At 67.1% G+C, this 23,746-nt stretch carries 22 protein-coding genes and 1 tRNA gene; 9 read left to right on the forward strand and 14 right to left on the reverse strand.

Going from position 1 to position 23,746, the window contains the following annotated elements:
• Window positions 1–16 precede the first annotated feature (16 nt).
• Window positions 17–598, forward strand: coding sequence for a GNAT family N-acetyltransferase (locus LIW09_RS07805; protein WP_256645088.1), 582 nt, complete (start codon window positions 17–19; stop codon window positions 596–598).
• A gap of 51 nt (window positions 599–649) precedes the next feature.
• On the opposite strand, the gene LIW09_RS07810 is transcribed toward LIW09_RS07805, so the two are convergent.
• The gene (locus tag LIW09_RS07810) at window positions 650–2,035 is read right to left on the reverse strand and encodes an FAD-binding oxidoreductase (RefSeq protein ID WP_256645089.1); all 1,386 of its coding nucleotides are present in this window, start codon (window positions 2,033–2,035) and stop codon (window positions 650–652) included.
• A 173-nt stretch (window positions 2,036–2,208) separates the two neighbouring features.
• Here LIW09_RS07810 and serA point away from each other — a divergent pair, with 173 nt between their 5' ends.
• On the forward strand, window positions 2,209–3,450 hold the full coding sequence (gene serA, locus LIW09_RS07815; RefSeq protein WP_256645090.1) for a phosphoglycerate dehydrogenase: 1,242 nt from the start codon (window positions 2,209–2,211) through the stop codon (window positions 3,448–3,450).
• A gap of 28 nt (window positions 3,451–3,478) precedes the next feature.
• Here serA and LIW09_RS07820 read toward each other — a convergent pair whose 3' ends face one another.
• Window positions 3,479–4,045, reverse strand: coding sequence for an NUDIX hydrolase (locus LIW09_RS07820; protein WP_256645091.1), 567 nt, complete (start codon window positions 4,043–4,045; stop codon window positions 3,479–3,481).
• A 130-nt stretch (window positions 4,046–4,175) separates the two neighbouring features.
• On the opposite strand from LIW09_RS07820, the gene LIW09_RS07825 reads away from it, so the two are divergent.
• The 5 genes from LIW09_RS07825 (at window position 4,176) to mtnC (ending at window position 8,487) form a co-directional block, all read left to right on the forward strand.
• Complete coding sequence (locus LIW09_RS07825; RefSeq protein WP_256645092.1) at window positions 4,176–5,753, forward strand: amino acid permease; 1,578 nt, start codon at window positions 4,176–4,178, stop codon at window positions 5,751–5,753.
• A gap of 111 nt (window positions 5,754–5,864) precedes the next feature.
• Entirely contained in the window at window positions 5,865–6,533 is a 669-nt protein-coding gene (locus tag LIW09_RS07830; protein ID WP_256645093.1) for a class II aldolase/adducin family protein, read from the forward strand.
• Window positions 6,534–6,587: 54 nt separating this feature from the next.
• Window positions 6,588–7,223 (forward strand): methylthioribulose 1-phosphate dehydratase, encoded by a 636-nt coding sequence (locus LIW09_RS07835; protein WP_256645094.1) that lies wholly within the window; start codon window positions 6,588–6,590, stop codon window positions 7,221–7,223.
• Window positions 7,224–7,237: 14 nt separating this feature from the next.
• On the forward strand, window positions 7,238–7,795 hold the full coding sequence (locus tag LIW09_RS07840; protein ID WP_256645095.1) for a 1,2-dihydroxy-3-keto-5-methylthiopentene dioxygenase: 558 nt from the start codon (window positions 7,238–7,240) through the stop codon (window positions 7,793–7,795).
• Window positions 7,792–8,487 carry an acireductone synthase gene (gene mtnC, locus LIW09_RS07845; RefSeq protein WP_256645096.1) on the forward strand — a complete coding sequence of 232 codons (696 nt, stop codon included), beginning with the start codon at window positions 7,792–7,794 and terminating at the stop codon, window positions 8,485–8,487. The genes LIW09_RS07840 and mtnC overlap by 4 nt, the downstream gene beginning before the upstream one ends.
• 9 nt (window positions 8,488–8,496) lie before the next feature.
• On the opposite strand, the gene LIW09_RS07850 is transcribed toward mtnC, so the two are convergent.
• The gene (locus LIW09_RS07850) at window positions 8,497–9,852 is read right to left on the reverse strand and encodes a calcineurin-like phosphoesterase C-terminal domain-containing protein (RefSeq protein ID WP_256645097.1); all 1,356 of its coding nucleotides are present in this window, start codon (window positions 9,850–9,852) and stop codon (window positions 8,497–8,499) included.
• A 46-nt stretch (window positions 9,853–9,898) separates the two neighbouring features.
• Here LIW09_RS07850 and LIW09_RS07855 point away from each other — a divergent pair, with 46 nt between their 5' ends.
• On the forward strand, window positions 9,899–11,761 hold the full coding sequence (locus tag LIW09_RS07855; RefSeq protein WP_256645098.1) for a sensor domain-containing diguanylate cyclase: 1,863 nt from the start codon (window positions 9,899–9,901) through the stop codon (window positions 11,759–11,761).
• Between the two features lie 3 nt (window positions 11,762–11,764).
• Here the strand turns inward: LIW09_RS07855 and hisIE are convergent, their stop codons facing one another.
• The 11 genes from hisIE to hisS all read right to left on the reverse strand — a co-directional run bounded on the left by hisIE (window position 11,765) and on the right by hisS (window position 22,592).
• Window positions 11,765–12,373, reverse strand: coding sequence for a bifunctional phosphoribosyl-AMP cyclohydrolase/phosphoribosyl-ATP diphosphatase HisIE (gene hisIE, locus LIW09_RS07860; RefSeq protein ID WP_256645099.1), 609 nt, complete (start codon window positions 12,371–12,373; stop codon window positions 11,765–11,767).
• Window positions 12,370–13,140 carry an imidazole glycerol phosphate synthase subunit HisF gene (hisF, locus tag LIW09_RS07865; protein WP_256645100.1) on the reverse strand — a complete coding sequence of 257 codons (771 nt, stop codon included), beginning with the start codon at window positions 13,138–13,140 and terminating at the stop codon, window positions 12,370–12,372. Before hisF ends, hisIE begins: the two co-directional genes overlap by 4 nt.
• Complete coding sequence (hisA, locus tag LIW09_RS07870) at window positions 13,134–13,868, reverse strand: 1-(5-phosphoribosyl)-5-[(5-phosphoribosylamino)methylideneamino]imidazole-4-carboxamide isomerase (RefSeq protein WP_256645101.1); 735 nt, start codon at window positions 13,866–13,868, stop codon at window positions 13,134–13,136. Before hisA ends, hisF begins: the two co-directional genes overlap by 7 nt.
• Complete coding sequence (gene hisH / locus LIW09_RS07875; RefSeq protein WP_256645102.1) at window positions 13,865–14,467, reverse strand: imidazole glycerol phosphate synthase subunit HisH; 603 nt, start codon at window positions 14,465–14,467, stop codon at window positions 13,865–13,867. The genes hisA and hisH overlap by 4 nt, the downstream gene beginning before the upstream one ends.
• On the reverse strand, window positions 14,464–15,537 hold the full coding sequence (hisB, locus tag LIW09_RS07880; protein WP_256647184.1) for a bifunctional histidinol-phosphatase/imidazoleglycerol-phosphate dehydratase HisB: 1,074 nt from the start codon (window positions 15,535–15,537) through the stop codon (window positions 14,464–14,466). Before hisB ends, hisH begins: the two co-directional genes overlap by 4 nt.
• A gap of 2 nt (window positions 15,538–15,539) precedes the next feature.
• The gene (gene hisC / locus LIW09_RS07885; RefSeq protein ID WP_256645103.1) at window positions 15,540–16,631 is read right to left on the reverse strand and encodes a histidinol-phosphate transaminase; all 1,092 of its coding nucleotides are present in this window, start codon (window positions 16,629–16,631) and stop codon (window positions 15,540–15,542) included.
• The gene (gene hisD / locus LIW09_RS07890) at window positions 16,628–17,926 is read right to left on the reverse strand and encodes a histidinol dehydrogenase (RefSeq protein ID WP_256645104.1); all 1,299 of its coding nucleotides are present in this window, start codon (window positions 17,924–17,926) and stop codon (window positions 16,628–16,630) included. The genes hisC and hisD overlap by 4 nt, the downstream gene beginning before the upstream one ends.
• Window positions 17,923–18,837 carry an ATP phosphoribosyltransferase gene (gene hisG / locus LIW09_RS07895; RefSeq protein WP_256645105.1) on the reverse strand — a complete coding sequence of 305 codons (915 nt, stop codon included), beginning with the start codon at window positions 18,835–18,837 and terminating at the stop codon, window positions 17,923–17,925. The genes hisD and hisG overlap by 4 nt, the downstream gene beginning before the upstream one ends.
• Window positions 18,838–18,847: 10 nt before the next feature.
• Window positions 18,848–19,171 carry a YerC/YecD family TrpR-related protein gene (locus LIW09_RS07900; RefSeq protein WP_256645106.1) on the reverse strand — a complete coding sequence of 108 codons (324 nt, stop codon included), beginning with the start codon at window positions 19,169–19,171 and terminating at the stop codon, window positions 18,848–18,850.
• A 146-nt stretch (window positions 19,172–19,317) separates the two neighbouring features.
• Window positions 19,318–21,213, reverse strand: a complete 1,896-nt coding sequence (locus tag LIW09_RS07905) for an HAL/PAL/TAL family ammonia-lyase (RefSeq protein WP_256645107.1) — start codon at window positions 21,211–21,213, stop codon at window positions 19,318–19,320.
• Window positions 21,210–22,592 (reverse strand): histidine--tRNA ligase, encoded by a 1,383-nt coding sequence (hisS, locus tag LIW09_RS07910; RefSeq protein WP_256645108.1) that lies wholly within the window; start codon window positions 22,590–22,592, stop codon window positions 21,210–21,212. Before hisS ends, LIW09_RS07905 begins: the two co-directional genes overlap by 4 nt.
• A gap of 109 nt (window positions 22,593–22,701) precedes the next feature.
• Here hisS and LIW09_RS07915 point away from each other — a divergent pair.
• A tRNA-Pro gene (locus LIW09_RS07915) sits at window positions 22,702–22,778 on the forward strand.
• Window positions 22,779–23,746: the final 968 nt, after the last annotated feature.

The following is a 23,746-nucleotide window of genomic DNA, read 5'->3' on the forward strand; positions in this document are numbered from 1 at the left end:
TCCGGAAGCCAATGGCATGAGCCTTCCGCCCTTCTCCCTTTCCACCCACGGCGTGCGCCTGGAACCACTGGCGCGCGACCATATCGCGGCGCTGCAGGACGCGGTGGACGATGGCGACATCGGCGCGATCAACTACGTCAACGTGCCCGCCCGCGAGGGCATTGCGGGCTGGGTGGATCAGGCGCTGGCGATGCGCGATGCCGGGCAACAGCTGCCGTTCGCCATCGTCGCCGATGGCCGCGTGGTCGGCAGCACCCGCTTCTACGACATCGACCTGTCGGTGCCCACGCTGGCGATCGGCTACACCTTCCACGCGGCATCGGTCTGGCGCAGCCACGTCAACACCGCGGGCAAGCGGCTGATGCTGGGCCACGCTTTCGATACGCTCGGCGCGCAGTCGGTGTATTTCCATACCAGCCACCAGAACCTGCGTTCGCAGGCGGCGATCCAGCGTCTGGGCGCGCAGCGCGACGGCATCCTGCGCGCACACCGCCGCCACAAGGACGGCAGCCTGCGCGACACCTACACATATTCGATCACCGCACCGGAATGGCCGGCGATTCGCACACGGCTGGATCAGCGCCTGTCCCCGCCGTAAAAGCACAGCGCTACCCATTGGCCACTGCAGTCACGCTCCTGCGGCGTGCGCTTACGGGTCGAACAGCTTGCCCGGATTCAGGATGCCGTTCGGGTCCAGCACCGCCTTGATGCCGCGCATCAGCGCGATCTCCGCCGCGCTGCGGGTGCAGCCAAGATAGGCTTTCTTCACCAGACCAATGCCGTGTTCTGCGGAAATGCTGCCGCCATGCGCCTGCAGCACCCCGGCCAGCAATTTGGTGACCCGTTCGCAGTCGGCCACGAACGCGTCCTGCGCCATCCCGTCCGGCTTCAGGATGTTGATATGCAGGTTGCCGTCGCCGATGTGGCCGAACCAGACCACCTCGAACTGCGGGTATTCGCGCCGCAGCAGCGCCTGCGTTTCCGCAAGGAAGGCCGGCATCGCCGAAATGCGCACCGAGACATCGTTCTTGTAAGGCACGTACCGGGCGAGGCTTTCGGTAATGCCTTCGCGCAACCGCCATAGCTGCGCGGCCTGTGCCTCGCTCTGGCTGATCACGCCATCACTCACCAGACCGTCGTTCACGCACTGCTCGAATGCCGCCAATGCCTCGGCCTCGCTGGCTGGGTCACTGGCGAATTCGGTGACCACGCAATACGGGTGCGGCTCGCCGAAAGGCGCCTGCGCGCCATGCACCAGCACATGCTTCAGCGCCACGTCGGTGAGGAATTCGAACGCCTGCAATTGCAGCCGCGAACGGAACACGGCAAACACCTGCATCAGCGCCTCGAACGACGGCAACGCCAGCAGCATCACGCTGCTCGGCGGCGGCGGGTCGGTCAGCTTCAGGGTGGCTTCGACCACGATGCCCAGCGTGCCTTCCGAGGCAATCGCCAGATGCCGCAGGTCGTAGCCGCTGGAGTTCTTCACCAGCGCGCGCCCCAGTTCCAGCAACTCGCCGCTGGCGGTCACCAGCGTCATTCCGGCGATCCATTCACGGGTGTTGCCGTGCCGCACGACGCGGATGCCGCCGGCATTGGTGGCGATGGTGCCACCGATGCTGCACGACCCGCGCGAAGCGAAATCCACCGGGTACTGCAAACCGTGTTCACGCGCGGCGTCCTGCGCCGCCTGCAGCGAAATGCCGGCCTGCACGGTCAGGGTGCGATCCAGCGCATCAAAGCCCAGCACCTTGTTCATGCGCTCCAGGCTCAGCACCAACTCGCCATTGGCGGCCACCGCGCCGCCGGACAAACCGGTGCGACCGCCGGAGGGCACCACCGCCACGCCATTCGTGTTCGCCCAGCGCATGACCGCCCGCACCTCGTCAACGCTGCCCGGCAGCGCGATGGCCAGCGGTGCCGGCGTCCAGCGCCGGGTCCAGTCGCGCCCGTAATGCTCAAGATCGGCGGCGTCGGTCAGCAGGCGCAGCTCCGGAAGCGCTGCACGCAGGGAAATCAAGCGGTTGTCGGGCATGGCAGGGGCCTGTGGGAAGTCGAGTGCGGCGGCGGCACGGGGCGCACAGCCGGAGGCTGTCGCGGCATCCAGGCCGGCATGTCGTCGTCGAAAAATAGCATGTCGCAGTGCAACATAAACGGCTGCCTTTCTGGCATAGTCGGCGTCCCATACCATGCCGGATGCCAGCACGCATGTCTGCCAAGAAGACCTCCTTCCCCAAACAGGATATTCGCGTGCTGTTGCTGGAAGGCGTCAGCCAGACGGCGGTGGACATCTTCACGGCGGCCGGCTACAGCCAGATCGAATACCACGCCAAGGCGTTGCCGGAGGACGAGCTGAAGGCACGCATCGCCGAAGCGCATATCGTCGGCCTGCGCTCACGCACCCAGCTCACCGCCGAGGTGCTGGCCGAAGCCAAGCGCTTGCTCGCCGTCGGCTGCTTCTGCATCGGCACCAATCAAGTGGATCTGGAAAGCGCCGAAGCATTCGGCATCCCGGTGTTCAACGCACCCTATTCCAACACCCGCTCGGTGGCCGAACTGGTGGTGGCGCAGGCGGTGATGCTGATGCGCGGCATTCCGCGGAAGAATGCCGAATGCCATCGCGGCGGCTGGTCCAAGGCAGCCGTTGGCAGCCACGAGGTGCGCGGCAAGACCCTGGGCATCATCGGCTACGGCCACATCGGTACCCAAGTGGGCGTGCTGGCCGAGGGGCTGGGCATGCAGGTGGTCTTCCACGACATCGAAACCAAGCTCTCGCTGGGCAATGCGCAGCCCGCCGCCGGCCTGGACGACCTGCTGGCACGCGCCGACGTGGTCACCCTGCATGTGCCGGAAACCGCCGCCACGCAATGGATGATCGGCACGGCGCAGCTGGCGAAAATGAAGCCGGGCGCGCATTTGATCAACGCCGCACGGGGCACCGTGGTGGACATCCTGGCGCTGGACGCCGCCTTGCACAGCGGCCATCTCGGCGGCGCGGCGGTGGATGTCTTCCCGCTTGAACCCAAGGCCAACGGCGACCGTTTCGAATCCCCGCTGACCGCGCACGACAACGTGATCCTGACCCCGCACATCGGCGGCAGCACGCTGGAAGCGCAGGACAACATCGGCGTGGAAGTGGCGGCCAAACTGGTGCGCTACAGCGACAACGGCAGCACGCTGTCGGCGGTCAACTTCCCCGAAGTCACCCTGCCCGAGCACGAAGGCAGCCTGCGCCTGCTGCACATCCATCGCAACGTGCCCGGCGTACTTTCACGCATCAACGAAATTTTCAGCCGCCACAACCTCAACATCGACGGCCAGTTCCTGCGCACCGACCCCAAGCTGGGCTATGTGGTGATCGACATCAGCGCCACCGAGGCACAGGCCAACGCCATTCGCGGCGAACTGGCCGCCATCGAAGGCACGCTGCGCGCCCGGGTCCTGTACTGAGCCCGCCACGCTGGCGGCAACCTGCGCCCTATGCGCCGCGCGCCAGCCATTTGCGCGCCATGCGCCGCACGGAGACATCGGTTGCCGCATCCACCGCCAGTTCCTCGATGCCGCGCCAGGCCAGGTCCAGCGACTCCTCGCTGACCGTGTAGGCCTCGTCCCCGCCAGCATGGACGACGTAGCGCACGTCGTAATGCCAGTGCGCAGGCACCGATTTGTGCTCGGGAATCCAATGCCGGTCGAGGTCGTATATGCCGTCTTCCACGCGCAGGCTGGACAGGCCCGATTCCTCCTCCGCCTCGCGCAGCGCGGCCAGGTGCAACTCGCGCTGGCCGTCGGCATGCCCGCCCAGCTGCAGCCACAGGCCCAGCTTGCGATGGTGGGTCAACAACACGCGCCGGCCCGCCTGGTCCACCAGCCAACACGACGCGGTGAAATGGCCGGCCAGGCGTTCGCGCCGAAACGGGTTTTCGGCATCCGCCAGCAGCACCCTGAACAGGGCAACCGTCGCGGCCTCCTCGGGCCAACGCGCGGCGTAGTCCGCCAGCGCGGCATCCAGTTCGACATCCATGCGTGATCGCTCCATCCGGATCATGAATGGGCCACATTATCCAGCGTCGTGACTCGCGATGCTTGTGCCAATTACCCCTGAGCGTATAAGGTCGGCGACTTGCGGCCCGCGCCAGCGACGCCGCCCTTGCACCTGAACCTGGGGGAACCACCGGATGCTGTTCCAGCGCGTCAAGCCGCTTGACAAGATTCTTGAAACCGCAGCGAAGAAGTCGCTCACGCGCCAGCTTGGCGCATTCCAGCTCACCATGCTCGGCATCGGCGCCATCATCGGCACCGGCATCTTCGTGCTGACCGCTGCCGCAGCCCAGAAAGCCGGCCCCGGCATGATGTGGAGCTTCGTGATCGCCGGCGCAGTCTGCGCGGTCGCGGCACTTTGCTACTCCGAAATCGCCTCGATGGTGCCGGTCTCCGGTTCGGCCTACACCTACACCTATGCGGTGATGGGCGAGCTGTTGGCCTGGACCGTCGGCTGGGCGCTGATCCTGGAATATGCGGTGGCCGCCTCAGCGGTCTCGGTGGGGTGGTCCGGGTATTTCATGGGGCTGGTCAAGAGCGCGACCGGATTCGAATTACCCGCGCTATTGGCGTCCGGTCCCGCCTGGTCGTTTGTCGGCGGCATGCCCCACGTCGATTTCAGCCACGGCGTGTTCAATCTGCCGGCCGTTCTCATCGCGCTGGCCGTCACCGCCCTGCTGGTCATCGGCACCACCGAAAGTGCGCGCGTCAACGCCGTGCTGGTGATGATCAAGATCGCCGCGCTGGTGGTCTTCATCGCGGTCACCCTGCCCGCCGTCAATGGCACCCATTTCGAGCCGTTCACGCCCAATGGCTGGTTCGGCAATGGGCATGGCGCCGGTCTCGGCGTGGTCGGCGCCGCCGCTTCGATCTTCTTCGCCTACGTCGGCTTCGATGCGGTCTCCACCGCGGCGGAAGAAACCAAGAACCCGCAACGCAACGTGCCCATCGGGCTGCTTGGCAGTCTCGCCGTCTGCACCATCTTCTACCTGCTGGTCGCCGCGGGCGCGGTGGGCGTGATCGGCGCGCAGCCGACTGCAGCAGGCGTGCAGCCGGGTTCGCCGGAGTTCGTGGAACAGTGCAAGGCGCTGCTGGCGCTTGGCCAGCAGCCGCTGGTCTGCTCCAACGAGGCGCTGGCGCACGTGCTGCGCATGATGAACCACAACCGCCTGGGTGACATGGTTGGGCTGGCTGCCAATCTCGCCCTGCCGTCGGTGATCCTGATGATGCTGTATGGCCAGACCCGCATCTTCTTCGTGATGGCGCGCGATGGCCTGCTGCCGGAAAAACTGGCCGACGTGCATCCGAAGTGGAAGACCCCGCACAAGGTCACGATCATCACCGGCGTGTTCGTCGCCATCGCCGCCGCGCTGTTCCCGGTCGGGCAATTGGCCGACATCTCCAATTCGGGCACGCTGTTCGCCTTCTTCATGGTCGCGCTGGCGGTGCTGATCCTGCGCGTGAAAGATCCGGGCCGGCATCGCCCGTTCCGTACTCCGATGGTGTGGGTGGTGGCTCCGCTCGCCGTCGCAGGCACCGTGTTCCTGTTCATCAACCTGCCTTACGAGGCGAAGATGGTGCTGCCGGTGTGGGGCGCCATCGGCCTGGTGCTGTACTTCCTCTATGGCTATCGGAAGAGCCACCTGGGCCGCGGCCTGCTGGAGGTCCACGAGGAAGACAGCGGGATTCCGCCGCCGGTCCCACCGATTCAGTAATCGCTCCAGGCGGAGTTTTGCAAGATCACGGGAAACCCGGCTTCGGCCGGGTTTTTCGTATCCGTGGCGGGCCGGCGTTATCCTTTCGCCTCCTTCCCGACCGACATTGCCATGCACGACCACGAGCGCGCCGCCCGCCAGTCGCTGATCGACCATTGCCGGGCGATGAACGCCTCCGGCCTGTCATTGAACAAGTCCGGCAACGCCAGCCTGCGCTGGGGCGAGGGCCTGCTGATTACCCCTACCGGGCGCGCGTATGACCGGCTGCAGCCCGAGGACATCGTCTATCTGCAGGCGGACGGCAGCTGCCCATCGGGACAACTGCTGCCTTCCAGCGAGTGGCGCTTCCACTGCGACATCCTGCATGCATTTCCGCAGATGAACGCGGTGGTGCACGTGCATTCCACCTACGCCACTGCACTGGCCTGCCTGGGCGAAAGCATCCCCGCCTTCCATTACATGGTGGCGGTGGCCGGCGGCGACCACATCCCCTGCGCCGGCTACGCCACGTTCGGCACCGGCGAGCTGTCCGACAACATCCTGAACGCGCTTCGGCACGGCGTGCGCGCCTGCCTGATGGCCAATCACGGCCAGGTGGCGACCGGGCAAACGCTCGCCGAGGCGTATGCCTTGGCCGAGGAAGTGGAGAACCTGGCGCACCAATACCTGCTGGCGCGCACGTTGGGCACCACCCGCAACCTGTCGGCGCAAGAAATGGCCGGGGTGTTGGAGAAATTCAAACACTACGGCCAGCAGCGCCAGCCCGACCGGGCACCATGAGTTCGCCCTGAATTATCATTTAGAAAGCACGCAGCCACTCGCTACACTGCACGAATGGATACCCCTGCTTTCGACCACACCCTGTACGCCGGCTGCGCCGCCCAGATCATCTCGCACACCCGCGAACTGGCCGCCAAAGGCTGGACGCCCGCCACCGCCGGCAATTTCTCCATGCGCATGGGGCAACACCATGCCGCCATCACGATTTCCGGCAAGGACAAGGGTCACCTGACCGAAGCCGACATCATGGTGGTGGACATGCACAATACCCCGGTCGCCACCCACCACCGGCCTTCGGCGGAAGCCGCGCTGCACACCCATATTTACCGCCGCTTTCCCGACGTCGGCGCGGTGCTGCATACCCACTCCCCCACCCAGACCATCGCCGGCCTGCTGCATGTCGATGAAGGCCGGGTACGCCTGCGCGGCTACGAACTGTTCAAGGCCCTGCGCGGCCACACCAGCCACGAAGCGGAAGTCGATCTGCCCGTGGTCCCGAACTCGCAGGACATGGACGCATTGACCGCCAGCGTGGATGCAGTGCTGACCGCGCCCAACAGCTGGGGCTACCTGATTGCCGGCCACGGCCTGTACGCCTGGGGTCGCGACATCACCGAAGCGCGCCGTCACCTGGACGCATTCGAATTCCTGCTCGGCTGCGAGCTGGAAATGCGCCGCCTGCGGGGCTGACAGGACCCATCGCCATGAGCCGACTACGCGTTTTCAACGAGCACGACCCCGCTTCGCCACTGCTGTCGCTGACCGGGCACGCCCAGATCGCCGCCGTGCTGGACACCATCGGCGTCGCGTTCGAACAGTGGTTCCCGTTCAACCCGGTGCAGCCCGGCGATGCGCCGGAAGCGATCAAGGCGTTCTATCGCACCGACATCGATCGCCTGATGTCCACGCGCGGCTTCCAGAGCGTGGACGTGGTCAGCATCGCCCCGGACAACCCGGACCGCGAGGCGCTGCGCGCCAGGTTCCTCAACGAACACACGCACAACGAGGACGAGGTGCGTTTCTTCGTTGCCGGCTCCGGCCAGTTCAACCTGCACGTGGGCGGCAAGGTGTACGAGGTGCTGTGCGAGGCAGGCGACCTGCTCGCCGTGCCCAGCGGCACCAGCCACTGGTTCGACATGGGGCCGCAGCCCAGTTTCGTGGCGATCCGCTTTTTCACCCGGCCGGACGGTTGGGTCGGCTACTTCACCGGCAACGGCATCGCGGAGGCATTCCCCCGCTACACGCCGGGGCAGGCGCCTTGAACACCACCATCCTCACCGACATCGAAGGCACCACCTCGTCCATCTCGTTCGTCAAGGACGTGCTGTTTCCCTACGCGCGTGCGGCGCTGCCCGAGTTCGTCCAGGCCCACGGGCATGCGCCGGAGGTGCGCCGCTGGCTGGACGCGGTGGCCATCGACATCTCCGCCAGCGCCTGCCAGGACAGCGTCATCGTCGAAACGCTGCAAGGCTGGATCGACGCCGACCGCAAGCACACGGCGCTGAAGGCGCTGCAAGGGATGATCTGGCAAGACGGCTATCGCGGCGGCGATTTCACCGCGCCGCTGTATGCCGATGTCGCGCCGGCGCTGCAAGCGTGGCATGCGGCCGGCCATCGACTGGCCGTGTATTCGTCCGGCTCGGTGCCGGCGCAGAAGCTGCTGTTCGCGCATACCGACGCCGGCGACCTGACGCCGCTGTTTTCCGGCTTTTTCGATACCGAGGTCGGCGGCAAGCGCGAGCCGGCCAGCTACCGTGCCATCGCGCGGGAGCTGCAACAGGCGCCCGGCGAGATCCTGTTCCTCTCCGACGTGGTCGAGGAACTCGACGCCGCGCGCGATGCCGGCCTGCGCACCGTGCTGCTGGACCGGCGCGAGGACTACCCGATGCCGCGACGCGGCATGTCGGCCAACGGTCACCCGCGCGCGGAATCGTTTGCCGACATCACCCCCTGAGCCGATGCCTCAGGGGTCGCGTTCCTGCAACGTGTAATCGGTGCTGGCCCGCACCTCGCCGCGCCAGCGATCGAACGCCCGCACCTCGATCCGATGCCTGCCCACTGCCAGCGTGGTCGGCAGTGCGCCGCGCCACAGATGCGCGGACGGCTCGGCTTCCGGAGAGCGATCAAAGCCGCGCAGCGCGTCGGCCTGGTCATCGCGCATGTTTTCCGCCAGCAGCCGCGGATCGGCCTGCAGCACCTTGCGCATCGGCAGCCACCCGGCGCCATCGACGCGGTATTCCACGCGGGTCTCGTCATCGCCCATGTAAACGTTGGCAAAAACGCCCCAGGCCGGGTACGCGCCGCGCCGCAAGACCTTCGGCGCGTGCAGGCCGATCTGGCTGTCCATGGCATCGCGCGCGTTGTGCCACGCCAGCGCGTAGCCACCGCCGGCATTCACGGTCAGCACCGCATACCCATTGGGCGTGCCGTCGGGCATGGTGGCATCGGGAATGCCCTCGCTGTCTTTCACGCCGGACCAATAGGCCCCGCAGGCGGCACCGACGTTGTACTCGTGCAGCGGCGTGGCGCCATGCCAGCCACTGGCGACGCCGTGGAACACATGCCGTTGCGAATGGCTGTGCGCGCTCAGCACCAGCACGTGCGGGAACGGCTGCAGCAGCGCGAACAGGCGGTCGCGATCGGCGTGGCGGAACGTCTCCTGCCCGGCTTTGTCGAACAAGGGAATATGCAGCGCCAGTACCACCAGCCGCGCCTTGTCCAGGGACGGCAACCAGCGCTCGAGAAAGGCGAATTGATCCTCGCGCAGCCCACCGACATAGCCCGGCTTGCGCCCCGGCAACACTACCACGTCGTCCAGCACCGCGATATTGGCCAACGCCGTTTCGCGGGCAAACGTGTCGGCGCCGATGGCGCGATGGAAAGCGCCCAACGACGCATCGTCGCGGCTTGCGTTGGCATCCACATCGTGGTTGCCCGGCGCATACAGCCACGGCATCGGCAAGGCCTCGATCGCGGCTTTGACCGCAGGGAATTGTGCCGGGGCATCATCGACAAGATCCCCCAGCACCACGCCCAGACGCGCATCCTGCGTCGCCACCAGCGGCTGCACGATGTCGCGGCGCAGGTAGTCCACATCCTGCGGCGACTTCACCTGCGGGTCGCCCAACACCAGCACTTGCGCGTGCGCGCCCTGCAGCGTGGCCGGCCCGCGCCGATAAGCCAGGCAGCCGGGCCCCTGGCCGCCGCTGCGGGGCAAGGCCAACGGTGTTTCCACGGTCACCGGCACGCAGGCGGGCGCTGCCGCCAGGGCAGGCAGCGTCGAGGCCAGCAGGAACACAAGGAGGATGAGGTCGCGCATCCCCGGATTATGCGCGGCCGCGCTGCACCTGCACTAGAATCCGCGCATGGGGATCGGTTCGCTTCACGTGCGCGCATGCGCGCCATACAGGGCATTGCTGGGTTGGCTGCTGATGCTGGCCGCTTGCCTGTGCGCGGCGTTCCCGGCCGCGGCGGCGCCGCCCCAGGCCCTGCAGTTGGCGGCAGGCGACAGCAGTTTCTCGCTGTCCGCGTCGCTGCAGTACTGGCACGACCCGCATGCCGATGCCAGCCCGGAGCAGGCATACGCGCGCGCACAGGCGGGCAATTTCGCGCCACTGCCCAACGGCAACCCGGCATTCGGCTTCCAGAGCGGCGCTTACTGGTTCTATCTGCCAATCGAAAATCTGCAGCACGATGAACCGCGCTGGTTGCTGATCCAGGAATATGCGCTCAGCGACAATCTGGATTTGTACCTGCGTTATCCGGATGGCCGCGTCGAGCACGATGAGGGCGGCGACCACGTGCCGTTCGACGACCGCTTCATCCGCTACCGCCATCCCAACTTCCGCCTGGACCTGCCCACGGGCCAGCGCGTGGAGCTGCTGCTGCGGGTGAAGAGCGAAAGCTCGATGCAAGTGCCGCTGATGCTGTACACACCGCAGGCCTTCGCCGAGCTGATGCGTGACGCACAGTTCGCCAACGGACTGTATTACGGCATCGTGCTGGCCCTGCTCTGCTACAACCTGGTGCTGTGGCTGATGCTGCGCGATGCCGGGTATTTCTGGTATCTGCTGCACACCTGCGCGTTCGGGGTGGTGTTGTTCACCCTCAATGGCTACGGCTTCGAACTGCTTTGGCCCAATTCCGCCTGGCTGGCCGACGCATCGGTCCCACTATCGATTTGCCTGGCGCTCATCGGCATGCAGCTGTTCTCGCGCAGCTTCCTCGACCTGCGCGCGCGCTGGCCATTGGGCAATATCGCCTGCCTGTGCCTGGTCGCTTTTTTCGCGGCACTGGGCGTGGCCTCGCTGTGGTTGCCCTACAGCATCGCCACACCGATCGCCTCGCGCGCGGTGCTGCTGGGCGTGGTGTGGATCATCGCCGCCTCGGTGGTGATGCTGCATCGCGGCTACCGACCCGCGCGCCTGTTCCTGCTGGCATGGTCGATGTTCCTGGCCGGCACGACCGCCTTCACCCTGCTCGCATTCGGCGTGCTGCCACAGAGCTTCTGGACCCAATACGGCGTGCAGATCGGCTCCGCGCTTGAGCTGCTGCTGTTGTCGCTGGCGCTTGGCAGGCGCTATGCCGACCTGCGCGATGCCAACATCCGCATCGTGCAGGAAGCCAACGAACGACTGGAACGCGGAATGATCGACCGAACCCGCGAATTGCGCACCACGATGGCCCAGCTGGGCGAAGCCAACGTGAAGCTGCGTGATTACAGCCTGCGCGACCCGCTGACCGGCCTCTTCAACCGCAGGCATTTCCACGATGCGTTGCAGCAGGCGCTGGATGCATGCGGCGACACCATGCAACCGCTGGCACTGCTGCTGCTGGATCTCGATCACTTCAAGCGCATCAACGACCAATATGGCCACCAGACCGGCGACGGCTGCCTGGTCGCGGCAGCGCGCGCCATCGAAGAAATCGCGCAGTCGCGGCAGGGCATGGCGGCACGTTTCGGCGGCGAGGAATTCGTGATCCTTCTGCCCGGCACCGATGCCAGCCTGGCGCTGCATACGGCGGAAGCCGTGCGCCTGCGCATCCAGCAGACCGTGGTCCACGGCACCGGCCATGCGATCCGCATGAGCGCCAGCATTGGCGTGCATGCCATCGAGGGAACCCGCCGCGTGCTGCCCGCAGACGCCATCCGGCTGGCCGACGAGGCGTTGTATCGCGCCAAACACGACGGCCGCAACTGCGTGCGGCACTCCACCAGCGCGGCCTGACGCCTATCCGCGCCGCGCGGCAAGCATCCGTCTGGCGTCCGCGAGCGACAGCCCGCGTGCGCGCAGCAACACCAGCAGGTGATACAGCAGGTCGGCCGCTTCGCCCAGCAGCGCGTCATCGTCCTGCGCCACTGCCGCCAGCGCGGTTTCCACGCCCTCCTCGCCGACTTTCTGCGCCATGCGGCGGATGCCGCTTTCAAACAGGCGCGTGGTGTAGCTCCCCTGCGGGCGCTCCCGCTCGCGCGTGGCGATCAGGGCATCCAACTCCGCCAAGCCATCGCCCGACGCTGCGGGGAAGCAACTGCTGCGCTGCAAATGGCAGGTTGGCCCGTGGGGGCGCGCGGACACCAGCAACGTGTCGGCATCGCAATCGACGTCGATGGCTTCCAATTCCAGCACGTGTCCGGAGGTCTCGCCTTTCACCCATTGCGCGTTCCGGCTGCGGCTGAAGAAGGTCACGCGTCCACTGTCCAGCGTCGCGGCAAGCGCGTCTCGATTCATGTAACCCAACATCAGCACGCGCAGGCTGGTCGCATCCTGCACGATGGCCGGCAGCAGCCCGCCCTGCTTGTCCCACGCCAACGCGTCGATGTCACTTTTCAAAATGGTCACAGGCGCACCTCGATGTGTTGCTCGCGCAGTTGGCGCTTGAGTTCCGGAATGGGCACGGCGCCGGAATGGAACACGCTGGCGGCCAGCGCGCCATCCACGTCCGCCTGTTCGAAGACGTCCACGAAATGCGCGATTTCGCCCGCGCCTCCCGAAGCGATCAAGGGCACCGCGCACACCTCGCGCACGGCGCGCAGCTGTTCGATGTCATAGCCGTTGCGCACGCCATCGCTGCCCATGCAGTTGAGCACCAGCTCACCCGCACCCAGGCGCTGCGCCTGCTCCACCCATTCCAGCGTCAGCCGGCCCGGCGCGCGCATCGCGGCCGGGTCACCGGTATGCGTGCGCACCCGCCACTGGCCATCGGCTTCGCGCAGGGAATCGATGCCGACCACCACGCACTGCACGCCGAACGCTTCGGCCAGCTCGCTGATCAACGCAGGTCGCTCCAGTGCCGGCGTGTTGATCGACACCTTGTCGGCGCCCGCGCGCAGCACCGCCCGCGCCTCGTCCACGCTGCGGATACCGCCGGCCACGCAGAACGGAATGTCGATGACGCGCGCCACCCGCTCCACCCACCCGCGATCCACGCTGCGCCCCTCGGGGCTCGCGGCAATGTCGTAGAACACCAGCTCGTCCGCGCCCTCGTCGCGATAGCGCATCGCCAATTCCACGATGTCGCCGATATCGACGTGATCGCGGAAACGCACGCCCTTGACCACCCGGCCATCGCGCACGTCCAGGCAGGGAATCAGGCGGCGGCTCAACATGCCAATGCCTCGCCCAGATCGATGCGCCCTTCCAGCAGTGCCTTGCCCAGCACGGCGCCAGCACAACCGGCCGCGCGCGCCGCGCGCACATCGGCGACATCGCGCACGCCGCCGCTGGCCTGGATCTGCAGGCCCGGGCATTGCGCGCACAAGGCGCGATAGAGGGCCAGACTGGGGCCACCCAGCATGCCGTCGCGGGCGATATCGGTGCACAGCAGATGCTGCAACCCGGCCTCGGCGTAGCGCCCGGCCAATGCCTCCAGCGATTCCGAGGCGACTTCGGTCCAGCCATGCACCGGCAAGCGCCACCGGCCGGCGTCGTCCTGGCGTGTATCCAGCGCAATGGTGAGACGGTCATTGCCGAACTCGCGCAACCAGCCCAACGCGGCAACGGGGTCACGCACCGCCAGCGACCCGATGACCACCCGCCCCGCGCCGGCCTCCAGCAGCTGCTCCACGTCTTCCCGGCTGCGCACGCCACCGCCGGTTTGCACGCGCAAGCCGGTGCTTGCCGCAATCGCCCGCAGCAGCGGCAACAAGGTGTAGCCGCCCGCCCGCGCCGCATCAAGGTCGACCAGGTGCAGCCACGCCGCGCCGGCGCGTGCATGGCGCTGCGCCAGCGCCAGCGGATCGTCGCCATATCGGGTTTCATCGGCGTAGTCGCCTTGGCGCAGGCGCACCACGCAGCCGTCGCGGACATCGATGGCGGGATAGACGGTGAAACTCATGTGCCGCTCCAGCGCAGGAAATTGGCGAGCAGTCGCGCGCCAACGGCCGCCGAACGCTCTGGGTGGAATTGCGCGCCAGCCACGTTGCCACGGCGCGCCATGGCGGCGAAACGTTCACCGTGCGTGCAGGCGGCCAGGCAGTCCGCGGTCACCGGCGCTGCATAACCGTGCACGAAATAGGCGCTGGATGCCGCATCGATGCCCTCCAGCAACGGCGATGCGCGCACGCGCTCCAGCGTGTTCCAGCCCATGTGCGGGACGCGCACGCCGGGGCCGCCGCGCAGCTTGCGCACGCGCCCGCGCAGCAGCCCAAGGCAATCGACGCCGCCCTCATCGGAACCTTCGAACAGCAACTGCATGCCCAGACAGATCCCCAGCAGCGGCACGCGGGTGGCGCGCAGCGCATCGAACAAGCCGCGCTGGTGCAGCAACGCCATCGCCGGAGCCGCCGCTCCCACGCCCGGCAGGATGATCCGCTGCGCGTCGCGCAGGCCATCGGCATCGCGCACGATGCAGGGCGTCACTCCGAGCCGTTCCAGCGCGTAGCAGACCGAGCCGAAGTTGGCCCCACCCGCGTCGATGAGGGCAAGCCTTGTCACAGCGAGCCCTTGGTGGAAGGCAGCTCTGCACCGTCGCGGCGAATCGCCTGGCGCAGCGCCCGCGCCACCGCCTTGAAGCAGGCTTCCACCTGATGATGATCGTTGTCGCCGCGCACCTTCAGGTTGAGGTTGAGGCCGGCGGCATCGCACAGTGACCGGAAGAAATGCGCCACCAACTCGGTGGGCAAATCACCGACGCGCTCGCGCCTGAAGGCACCATCGAACACGAAGCAGGGTCGGCCGCTGAAGTCCAGCGCCGCGCTGGCCAGCGCCTCGTCCATCGGCAGGGTGAAGCCGTAGCGACCGATCCCGCGCTTGTCGCCCAGCGCCTCCCGCAACGCTTGCCCCAGTGCAAGGCCGGTGTCTTCCACCGTGTGGTGTTCGTCGATGTGCAAGTCGCCTTCGGTGCGAACCGACAACGCAAACCCACCGTGCTTGCCGATTTGCTCCAGCATGTGATCGAAGAACGGCAAGCCGGTGGCCACCTGCGGCTCGGCCGTGCGATCCAGGTCCAGCTCGACCCGGACCCTGGTTTCCTTCGTGTTGCGCTGAACCAGCGCACGCCGCGGCGCGTCGGCCAGTTCATGTGCAATCGCGGCCCAATCCCACGCCCCGCCAAACTGCGCGGTCTGGAGCTGGAAGCCCCGGATGTTCATGTGCTCGGCAAACTGGATGTCTGTGCTGCGATCGCCCACCATCGCCGAGCGCGCCCAGTCGATGCCGCGATCCTGCAGGTAGCGCAGCATCATGCCGATGCCGGGCTTGCGGTTGGGGCTGTTGTCGGCGGGAAGGCTGGCATCGATCAGCACCTCGCGAAACGCGATGCCCTGACTTTCGAACACCTGCATCATCAACGCCTGTGGCGCGTCGAAGCTCGCGCGCGGATACGCTTCACTGCCCAGCCCGTCCTGATTGCTGACGATGACGAATTCGTAGCCGGCGTCGCGCAGTTTCAGCAGCGCGGGGATGACGCCGCGCACGAAGCGCAGCTTCTCGTAGGCGTCGATCTGGAAGTCGGCCGGCTCCTCGATCAGCGTGCCGTCGCGGTCCACGAACAGGATGGGGCGCAGGCTCATGGCGCACCGTCCGCAAGCGATGCACCCAGTGCAGCCAGCACGCGCCGGCACTCGGCCGCGGTGCCGACGCTGATGCGCAGGGCATCGCCCAACTGGGGCATCGCGCGCATGTCGCGCACCACCACCCCGGCGGCCAGCAACGCGGCGAACGCGGCGCCGGCATCGGCGAAACGCACCAGCAGGAAGTTGCCCGCCGAGGGATAGACTCGGCGCACGCCCGCCAGCCCGCGTAAGCCATCCTGCAGCCGCGCACGCGCCTCGCGCACGGCGTCCATGCGGCTGCGGGTCAGCGCCAGCGCCTGCGGCTCCAGCGCGGCCTGCGCCGCATCCGCCACCGGCTGTGGCACGGGATACGGGGCCTGGCAACGGCGCAGCGCATCGATCATCGGCGCGGAGGCAATCACGCAGCCCACCCGTGCGCCTGCCAACGCGTGTGCCTTGGACAAGGTGCGCAACACCGCGAGATTGTCGTGTTCTTCCAGCAGCGTCGTCGCCGAAGGCGCATCGGCATATTCGATGTAGGCCTCGTCCACCACCACGATGGCGCGTCCGCGCAGGCGCTGCGCCAACGCCGCGACTGCCGGCAGCGCGAGCAGCTCACCCGAGGGATTCCCCGGCGTGCACAGGAATACCAGCGTGGCGCCCTTTTCCACGGCAGCGTCACCCAGCCCCGGCAGGTCCGCGCACAGCCCCTCAGCACCGTCGCGCAGCGGCACTTCGATCACTTCCGCACCGTGCAGCCGTGCGTACACCGCATACATTCCGAACACCGGCGGCGCGATCACGATGCGCCCCTGCCCCGGCACGCAAAACGCGCGCACCAACAGGTCGATCGCTTCGTCGCTGCCCCGCCCGATCAACAGCTGCGCAGGCGCCACGGCGTACACCTGTGCCAGGCGCGCGCGCAGCGCCTCCGGCTGCGGCGACGGATAACGGCGCAGCTGCCCGCCGACATCGCGAGGATTGGTCCAGGCGGATTCATTGGCATTCAGCCAGATCTCGCCAGCCAGCGCCTCGCTGCGCGCGGATTTGTAGCCCCCGAAGTCGCGCAGGTCTTCGCGCAACAATGCCCTGACGGTCACGCTCATGCTGCATGCTCCAAACGACGTTCCACCGCGCGCGCATGCGCCTGCAGGCCCTCGCCATGCGCCATCGTGGCCGCGCACGGGCCAGCCGCGGCAATGCCGGCCCGCGTGGCCTCCTGCACGGCAATGGCGTTCTGGAAACTGCCCACCGACAGGCCGCTCCACGCACGCGCGGCGCCTCCGGTTGGCAGCACGTGATTGCTGCCGCTGCAGTAATCGCCCAACGCTTCCGGCGTCCAGTCGCCGAGGAACACGCTGCCGGCGGCGTGCACGCGATCCAGCCAGCGGCGCGGCTCGCGCACGGCGAGGATCAGGTGCTCCGGGGCATAGCGGTTGCTGACCTCGATCGCCTGCGCGATGTCGGCCACCTGGATCAGGCGCGAACTCGCCAATGCACGCCTTGCAATCTCGGCGCGTGGCAGTGCGGCAAGCTGCGCGTCAATTTCCAGCGCCACTGCATCCAGCAGGTCGCGGCTGTCGGTCAGCAGCAGGACCTGCGAATCCGGGCCGTGCTCGGCTTGCGACAGCAGATCGGCGGCAACAAACACCGGGTTCGCGCCGGCATCGGCAATCACCAGGACCTCGGAGGGCCCGGCCGGCATGTCGATGGCGATACCACCGGGGCGCTGCGTCGCCTGCCGCTTGGCTTCATCCACCCATGCGTTGCCGGGACCGAACAATTTGTCGCAGCGCGGCACGCTGGCGGTTCCGAGGGCCATGGCCGCAATGGCCTGCGCGCCGCCGAGCTTGAACACGCGCACGCCCGGCACCTGTGATGCCACCAGCAGCACCGCTGGATCGGCGCTGCCGTCCTTGCGCGGTGGCGTGCACAGCACGATCTGCCGGCATCCGGCCAGATGCGCGGGAATGGTCAACATCAGCGCCGTCGAAGGCAGTGGCGCACTCCCCGCAGGCACGTACAGGCCCACGCGCTGGATGGGCCGCAGCATGCGCTCGCAGCGCAAGCCCGGCGCCGTTTCCAACCCGTAGGGACGGGTGATGCCGGCGCGATGGAACGCCTCGATGCGCCCTGCCGCCTCCGCGATTGCCGCCTGCATGTCGGCAGGCACCTGCGTGCGTGCGCGCCCGGACTCTTCCTCGCTGATTTCAAATGCATCCAGCGCCACGCCGTCGAATCTGGCGGTCAGCTCCTGCAACGCCGTGTCGCCGCGCTCTTCGACATCGTCGAAGATCGCCTGCACGCCCGCCTGCAGCGCGCCAGATACCGCCTGCACCGGCCGCTGCAGCATGGCACTGCGCTCGCTCTCGGCAAGGCCGTTCCAATCGATCCGATTCATGCCAGCATGCGCTCCACCGGCAGCACCATCAGCCCGCGCGCGCCGGCGCGCTTCAGGTCCTCCAGCCGTTGCCAGGTCATCGCGCCGTGGCACAACGCCTGCAGCGCCAATGTGTCGCCACCATCCACCGCGCACATCGTCGGCGGTTCGGCGTCGGGCAGCAGCTGCAGTACCTGTTTGAGTGCATCGCGCGGCGTCTGGAACAGCAGCAGCTTGCTGTCGCGGATGCGCAACACGCCATCCATGCGCCGCAGCAGCAACTCGGCCAACTCGGCGCGCACGTCGCCGAAGGGCAGCGCCGGCCCGGCCAACACCGCCTCGCTCTGCAGGATGTCCAGCACCGGCTTGAGTTGATTGGCCGCCAACGTGGCGCCGCTGGACACCAGGTCACAAATCGCATCGGCCTGGCCCAGCCGCGGCGCGATCTCCACCGAGCCGTTCAACACCACGATGTCGGCTTCGACCTGCTGCTCGCGCAGCCATGCGCGAAGCTGGTTCGGGTAAGTCGTGGCGATGCGCTTGCCGGCCAACTGCGCCGGGCCTTGCCAGTCCCAACCATCGGGCACGGCAATCGACAACCGGCAGCCGCCAAAACCGAGCGCGCGCAATTCACGAAACACTGCTCGCTTGCCTGTTTCCTCGCGCTCGCCGGCCTGTTCCAGCATGACGTTGCGGCCGACGATGCCCAGATCGCAAACACCCTCGGCGATCAGCCCGGGAATATCGTCATCACGCACAAGCAGCAAGTCCACCGGCAACGATTCGCCATAGCAAAACAGTTTGTCGCGGCTCTCGCGCCAGCTCAGGCCGGCGGACGCCAGCAGGGCGCGGGCCGGCTCGCTGAGGCGACCGGATTTCTGGATGGCGATGCGCAGACGGTCGCGCACCGCCGGATTGGCGGCAAGGGTCATGGCTGGAAACTCACTGGGAATCGGTCGGAAGGCGAAGGCGGCGCGCGGCGTTGCGATACCCACCCGCGCCCCGTTCCAGGGTGCGGGCAACGCGGCCGACGGTGGTCACGCTGACTTTGGTGCGTTCGTGGATCTCACGATACGGCACGCCCTGCAACAGCTCGGGCACGACCCGCCAGCGGTCGCCCAGGGCTTCCAGCTCGGCGGGCGTGCACAGGTCCTCAAGAAAGGCGCGCACTTCCGCAGCCCCCTTCAAGGAGGCGAGCACATAGGCCAGCGCGTCGATGGCGATCGCAGCGTCATACGCAGGCAAGGGTTCGGGGCGTTGTTTCATGAGGGTTGGCGCCTCTCTTCAGGTGCTCGGCGAATACATTAATGTACTAATACGTTATCACATTAACGCAATAATGAAGGCGCGTCAAACGCGCCTTCCATCGACAACGCGAGTTGGCCCCCGGCCGGGGCCAACGGCCGCTCGCCTCAGCCGGCGCGAACCGCCGCCAGAAGGCTGCCGTCGGCCACCATCGCCACCGCGGCCGCGACCTCGCCGTCCAGCGCGCGATCGCGGTCCAGGTAGGGAATGCGGGCACGGATCGCCGCGTGGGCGGTCGCCACCGCCCTGCCCGGCCGGAACGCATCCGCTTCGGCCAGCTGCACGCGCAGGGCGTCCACTTCGGCCAGGAAGCCGGCACGCTCTGGCGCATCCGGCGGCGGGCCACCCGCCACCTTGGCGGCAAACGCCTCGGCATCCATCCGGTCGGCCAGCGCGCGCGCCGCATTGATCATGTCGCGACGCAGATCCAGCGCCTGCGCGGCGGTGAACAGTTCCAGCCCCAGCACCTTGCCCAGGTCGTTCGCCATCGCCAGCACGTGGCGCGCCTCGTTGGCGCCCATCGAAACGTGGTCCTCGGCGTTCGCGGAGGTCGGGATGGAATACACCGAAGCCGGCATTGCGCGACTGGCGAGGTCGTTGACGATGGCCGCCGCGGTGTACTGCACGATCATGTGGCCCGACTCGGTGCCGTCCTCATTGCCAATCAGGAACGGCGGCAGGCCGTCGTTGGTCGCCGGGTCCACCAGCTTGTTGAGGCGGCGCTCGCTGATCGAAGCCAGCACCGGGATCGCCGCCTTCAGGTAGCTCATCGCCAGCGCCAGCGGCATGCCGTGGAAATGGCCGGCGGAAATGACCTGCTCCTCCACGTGTGCGGCATCGGTCTTGTCGGGAAACACCAGCGGGTTGTCGGTGACCGAATTCAGTTCGATATCCAGCACGCGCTTGGCCTGCTCAAGCGCATCGCGCACCGCGCCATGCACTTGCGGGATGCAGCGCAGCGAGTAGCTGTCCTGCGGCTGGTGCTTCTTGCCGCCGCGGAACGGCAGGAAGCGCTGGTAGAACTTTTCGCGGCCGTGGCGCTGCGACAGCGGCACCCAGTCCCAGCCAATGTCGAAACCCAGCGCCTGCGACGCGGGTGTATCCCAACTGTTCGGCAGCCATTGGCGGAATTTCGGCACCAGGTGATAGGCGATGTCCGACAGCGTTGAACCGTCCAGCAAGCGCAGCAAATTCGCAGCCGTCCTGACCTGCCCAGGATGCGGACGCAGCGCATGCACCTCCGGCGCGAACGCGCCGAGGCGGCCGGCGAAGGCATCCAGCGTCATGGCCGCGGCGAGGTCGGCGGTTTCCAGCAGGTCTTCCAACTGCTGCACCGCCAGCACGCCGGTCGCCAGCATCTGCGCGGTGCCGTTATTGAGCGCCAGGCCTTCCTTGTAGGAAAGCTCGACCGGCTGCAGCCCCTTGCGCGCTAGCGCCTGCCCGCCCGGCATGCGTTCACCGTCCACGAAGGCCTCGCCGCCGCCAAGCAGCACGATGGCCAGGTGCGACAGCGGCGCGAGGTCACCGGAAGCGCCCACCGAGCCCAACTGCGGCACCACCGGCACGATGCCGGCATTGAGCATCGCCGTCAGCGCTTGCAGGGTTTGCACGCGGATGCCGGAATGCCCGCGCAGCAGCGTGTTGATGCGGATGCACAGCATCGCCCGCACCACCTCCTGCGCGAACGGCTCGCCCACGCACACGGCATGGGTCACGATCAGGTTGCGCTGCAATTCGATGTGCGGCGACTGCCCGGAACGCACCGCGCCCGGTAGTTCGTCGCGCAGGCGATGCGCGCCAAGCAGCTTGTCGGCATTGCTGCCGAAGCCCGTGGAGACGCCGTAGATCGGCTCCTGCTTGTCCACCTGCGCGGCAAGGAAATCCGCCGCACGCGCCACCCGCACCAGCGCGGCATCGTCCAGTTCAACGCCGGCACCTTGCGCCACGGCCACCAATTGCGAACGCGTCAACGAACACCCGTCCAGCCTCACTGCATCGCTCATCGCTCGCCCTCCACCACGCCGCGCAACTGCTCGCGCTCCACCAACAGGGCCGAGGCCAGCTCGGTATCCACCACTTCAAACTGTTCGCCGCGGCGCAGATCCTTCACCGTGACCACGCCACGCGCCGCTTCGTCTTCGCCACGCATCACCACGAAGCGGATCCCGGCCTTGTCGGCGTACTGGAACTGCTTGGCCAGCTTGCGCGGCTCCAACTGGGTTTCCACGTTCAGGCCCGCCGCGCGCAGCCGCTGCGACAACGCCAGCGCGGGTTCCAGCCCGGCATCGTCCAGCAGCGCCACCAGCACATCCACCGAACTCTCGGCGGTCTGCACCAATCCGGCATCCTTCAGCTGGAAGAACAGCCGGGTCAGGCCGATGGAAATGCCCACGCCCGGCAACTTCGACTTGGTGTAGTGGCCGGCGAGGTTTTCGTAGCGCCCGCCCGAGCAGATCGAGCCGATCTGCGGATAGGCGTTCAACGTCGTCTCGTAGACCACGCCGGTGTAGTAGTCCAGCCCGCGCGCGATCGACAGGTTCAGCGCGTAGCGCGACTCCGCCACGCCCAGCGCCTTGAGTTGCTGCAGGATGGCGCGCAGCTCGCTGCGCCCCTCCTCGAACAAAGGCGTGCCGCTACCCAGCACGTCCAGTTGCGCCAGCGCATCGTCATGCCCCTGCGAACGCACCTGCGAAAACGCCATCAGCTTGTCGATGACCACCGCACCCAAGCCGAAGCCCTCGCCCGCCAGCGTTGCCCGCACCGCGTCGCTTCCGCGCTTGTCCAGCTTGTCCAGCTCGCGCAACACCAGCAGCTGCGCCTCGCCTTCGATGCCCAGGCCTTCGAAATAGCCGCGCAGCAGCTTGCGGTGGTTGAGCTGGATGGTGAACTCGCCGATGGCCAGACGCTCGAACACCGCCGCGATCACCGCCGGCAGCTCGGCATCGAAGCGTGGCGACAGCGCATCCTTGCCGATCACGTCGATATCGCACTGGTAGAACTCGCGGAAGCGCCCGCGCTGGGCGCGCTCGCCGCGATAGACGCGCTGCATCTGGTAGCGACGGAACGGAAACGCCAGCTCATGCTCGTGCTCGGCGACATAGCGCGCCAAGGGCACGGTGAGATCGAAGCGCAACGCCAGCTCCGGCCGGCCGTCGGCGGCCTTTTCCAACGCGCCCGTGGACTGCACGAAATACACCTGGCGCTCGGTCTCGCCGCCGGACTTGGTGAGCAGCACATCGGACAGCTCCATCACCGGCGTTTCCACCGGCAGGAAACCGAACCGCTCGAAGGTCTGGCGAATGGTATCCAGCATGCGCTGGAAGGCGATCTGGTCGCGGGGCAGCAGTTCCATCACCCCGGGCGGGGTACGCGGCTTGATCACAGGGGGTAGCTCCAACGCGGGAAGCCGATAGTTTAGCCGTCACGACAATCAGGTCACCTACCCACTTGCCTGAATCGTGCTTGCAGCCTAAAATGCGCGGCTACACCGTCGGGGTGTAGCTCAGTCTGGTAGAGCGCTACGTTCGGGACGTAGAGGTCGCAGGTTCGAATCCTGTCTCCCCGACCAATCAAATCAAGGGTTTACGTTAAGCCGGCCTAGCGCCGGCTTTTTCGTAACTGCGGGGTAACTGCGGCACAGGCCCTCGACCTTCGCAGCCTTGTCGCCCATCGGTGGCACGCGCACCGGACGCGACAGCCCTGCCTGCGCCGGCTTGCAAAGCGCCAACATTGCCGGCCAGCTCTTTCTTTCGCGCGGGTTGTCGCCGGCATCCGATCCGCCGCCCTGCGCTCGCCCCAGACTTCCGCAGCGACATGCACGTGTACGGCTCTGGACACGCCGGGGCTCGCAGGCTGCATGCGGGTGAAGCGGTGCAGTGCTACGCCCTTGCCCAGTGCAGCATGCGCTTGCGAAAACCCACTGGGTTTCTGCTGGGTTTCTGCTGGGTTTCGGCGCCGATGCGTCAAGCCCGCGCCAGCGCATCGCCCGCACTCTCCGAACGTTCGCCGGCAGGCCCTGGAGCACGATTCGTGCTCGACTCGTACACGCGACGTGCGCATGTCCGTCCCCGTCTTGTCCCCGTCTTGTCCCCGTCCCTTGTCCGTCCCCGTCGCGTACCCCTCTCGCGTAGCAGTCGGCCGCTGGGGTCAAGTGCACGTTCCGGCGGCAGTGGGCATCGGCAGATGAGGTCGGCACCGAGCGATGGCCGCGCGCGCAGAGCCTTCAGGGTCATTTGCTGATTTGATTACCCGGCCCCGAAAAATTCTCGCGCGTGCGGGGGCGGGCGGTTTCCGTGATTCGGGGCGGCAGGTATTGAGGGTGCCCCTGCCCCTGTCTTCCGAGCTGGGCAGGATTCACAGCGGCGGCAGTGGGCGTTTCGATTCGACGTGCGACGCGGAAGAAAGCCCCCGCCAGGTTGCCCGTGGCGGGGACTCGGGCCCGGCGCCGGATTGCCCGGACGCGGGCTGCCAGCAGCTCGCGCGGCTGGCGCTGCAGGCTCACGCATGCGCCCTTCTCAGGGGCCCACGCGCCTGCTG

Origin of the sequence: Thermomonas paludicola, assembly GCF_024498955.1 — a bacterium.
Classification (GTDB): Bacteria; Pseudomonadota; Gammaproteobacteria; order Xanthomonadales; family Xanthomonadaceae; genus Thermomonas; species Thermomonas paludicola.

Excerpts from the sequence above, each read along its gene's own strand:
- LIW09_RS07805 (WP_256645088.1), top strand. The coding sequence starts at position 17 with ATGAGCCTTCCGCCCTTCTCCCTTTCCACCCACGGCGTGCGCCTGGAA.
- LIW09_RS07810 (WP_256645089.1), bottom strand. The coding sequence starts at position 2,035 with ATGCCCGACAACCGCTTGATTTCCCTGCGTGCAGCGCTTCCGGAGCTG.
- serA (WP_256645090.1), top strand. The coding sequence starts at position 2,209 with ATGTCTGCCAAGAAGACCTCCTTCCCCAAACAGGATATTCGCGTGCTG.
- LIW09_RS07820 (WP_256645091.1), bottom strand. The coding sequence starts at position 4,045 with ATGATCCGGATGGAGCGATCACGCATGGATGTCGAACTGGATGCCGCG.
- LIW09_RS07825 (WP_256645092.1), top strand. The coding sequence starts at position 4,176 with ATGCTGTTCCAGCGCGTCAAGCCGCTTGACAAGATTCTTGAAACCGCA.
- LIW09_RS07830 (WP_256645093.1), top strand. The coding sequence starts at position 5,865 with ATGCACGACCACGAGCGCGCCGCCCGCCAGTCGCTGATCGACCATTGC.
- LIW09_RS07835 (WP_256645094.1), top strand. The coding sequence starts at position 6,588 with ATGGATACCCCTGCTTTCGACCACACCCTGTACGCCGGCTGCGCCGCC.
- LIW09_RS07840 (WP_256645095.1), top strand. The coding sequence starts at position 7,238 with ATGAGCCGACTACGCGTTTTCAACGAGCACGACCCCGCTTCGCCACTG.
- LIW09_RS07850 (WP_256645097.1), bottom strand. The coding sequence starts at position 9,852 with ATGCGCGACCTCATCCTCCTTGTGTTCCTGCTGGCCTCGACGCTGCCT.
- LIW09_RS07855 (WP_256645098.1), top strand. The coding sequence starts at position 9,899 with ATGGGGATCGGTTCGCTTCACGTGCGCGCATGCGCGCCATACAGGGCA.
- hisF (WP_256645100.1), bottom strand. The coding sequence starts at position 13,140 with ATGTTGAGCCGCCGCCTGATTCCCTGCCTGGACGTGCGCGATGGCCGG.
- hisA (WP_256645101.1), bottom strand. The coding sequence starts at position 13,868 with ATGAGTTTCACCGTCTATCCCGCCATCGATGTCCGCGACGGCTGCGTG.
- hisC (WP_256645103.1), bottom strand. The coding sequence starts at position 16,631 with ATGAGCGTGACCGTCAGGGCATTGTTGCGCGAAGACCTGCGCGACTTC.
- hisD (WP_256645104.1), bottom strand. The coding sequence starts at position 17,926 with ATGAATCGGATCGATTGGAACGGCCTTGCCGAGAGCGAGCGCAGTGCC.
- hisG (WP_256645105.1), bottom strand. The coding sequence starts at position 18,837 with ATGACCCTTGCCGCCAATCCGGCGGTGCGCGACCGTCTGCGCATCGCC.
- LIW09_RS07900 (WP_256645106.1), bottom strand. The coding sequence starts at position 19,171 with ATGAAACAACGCCCCGAACCCTTGCCTGCGTATGACGCTGCGATCGCC.
- LIW09_RS07905 (WP_256645107.1), bottom strand. The coding sequence starts at position 21,213 with ATGAGCGATGCAGTGAGGCTGGACGGGTGTTCGTTGACGCGTTCGCAA.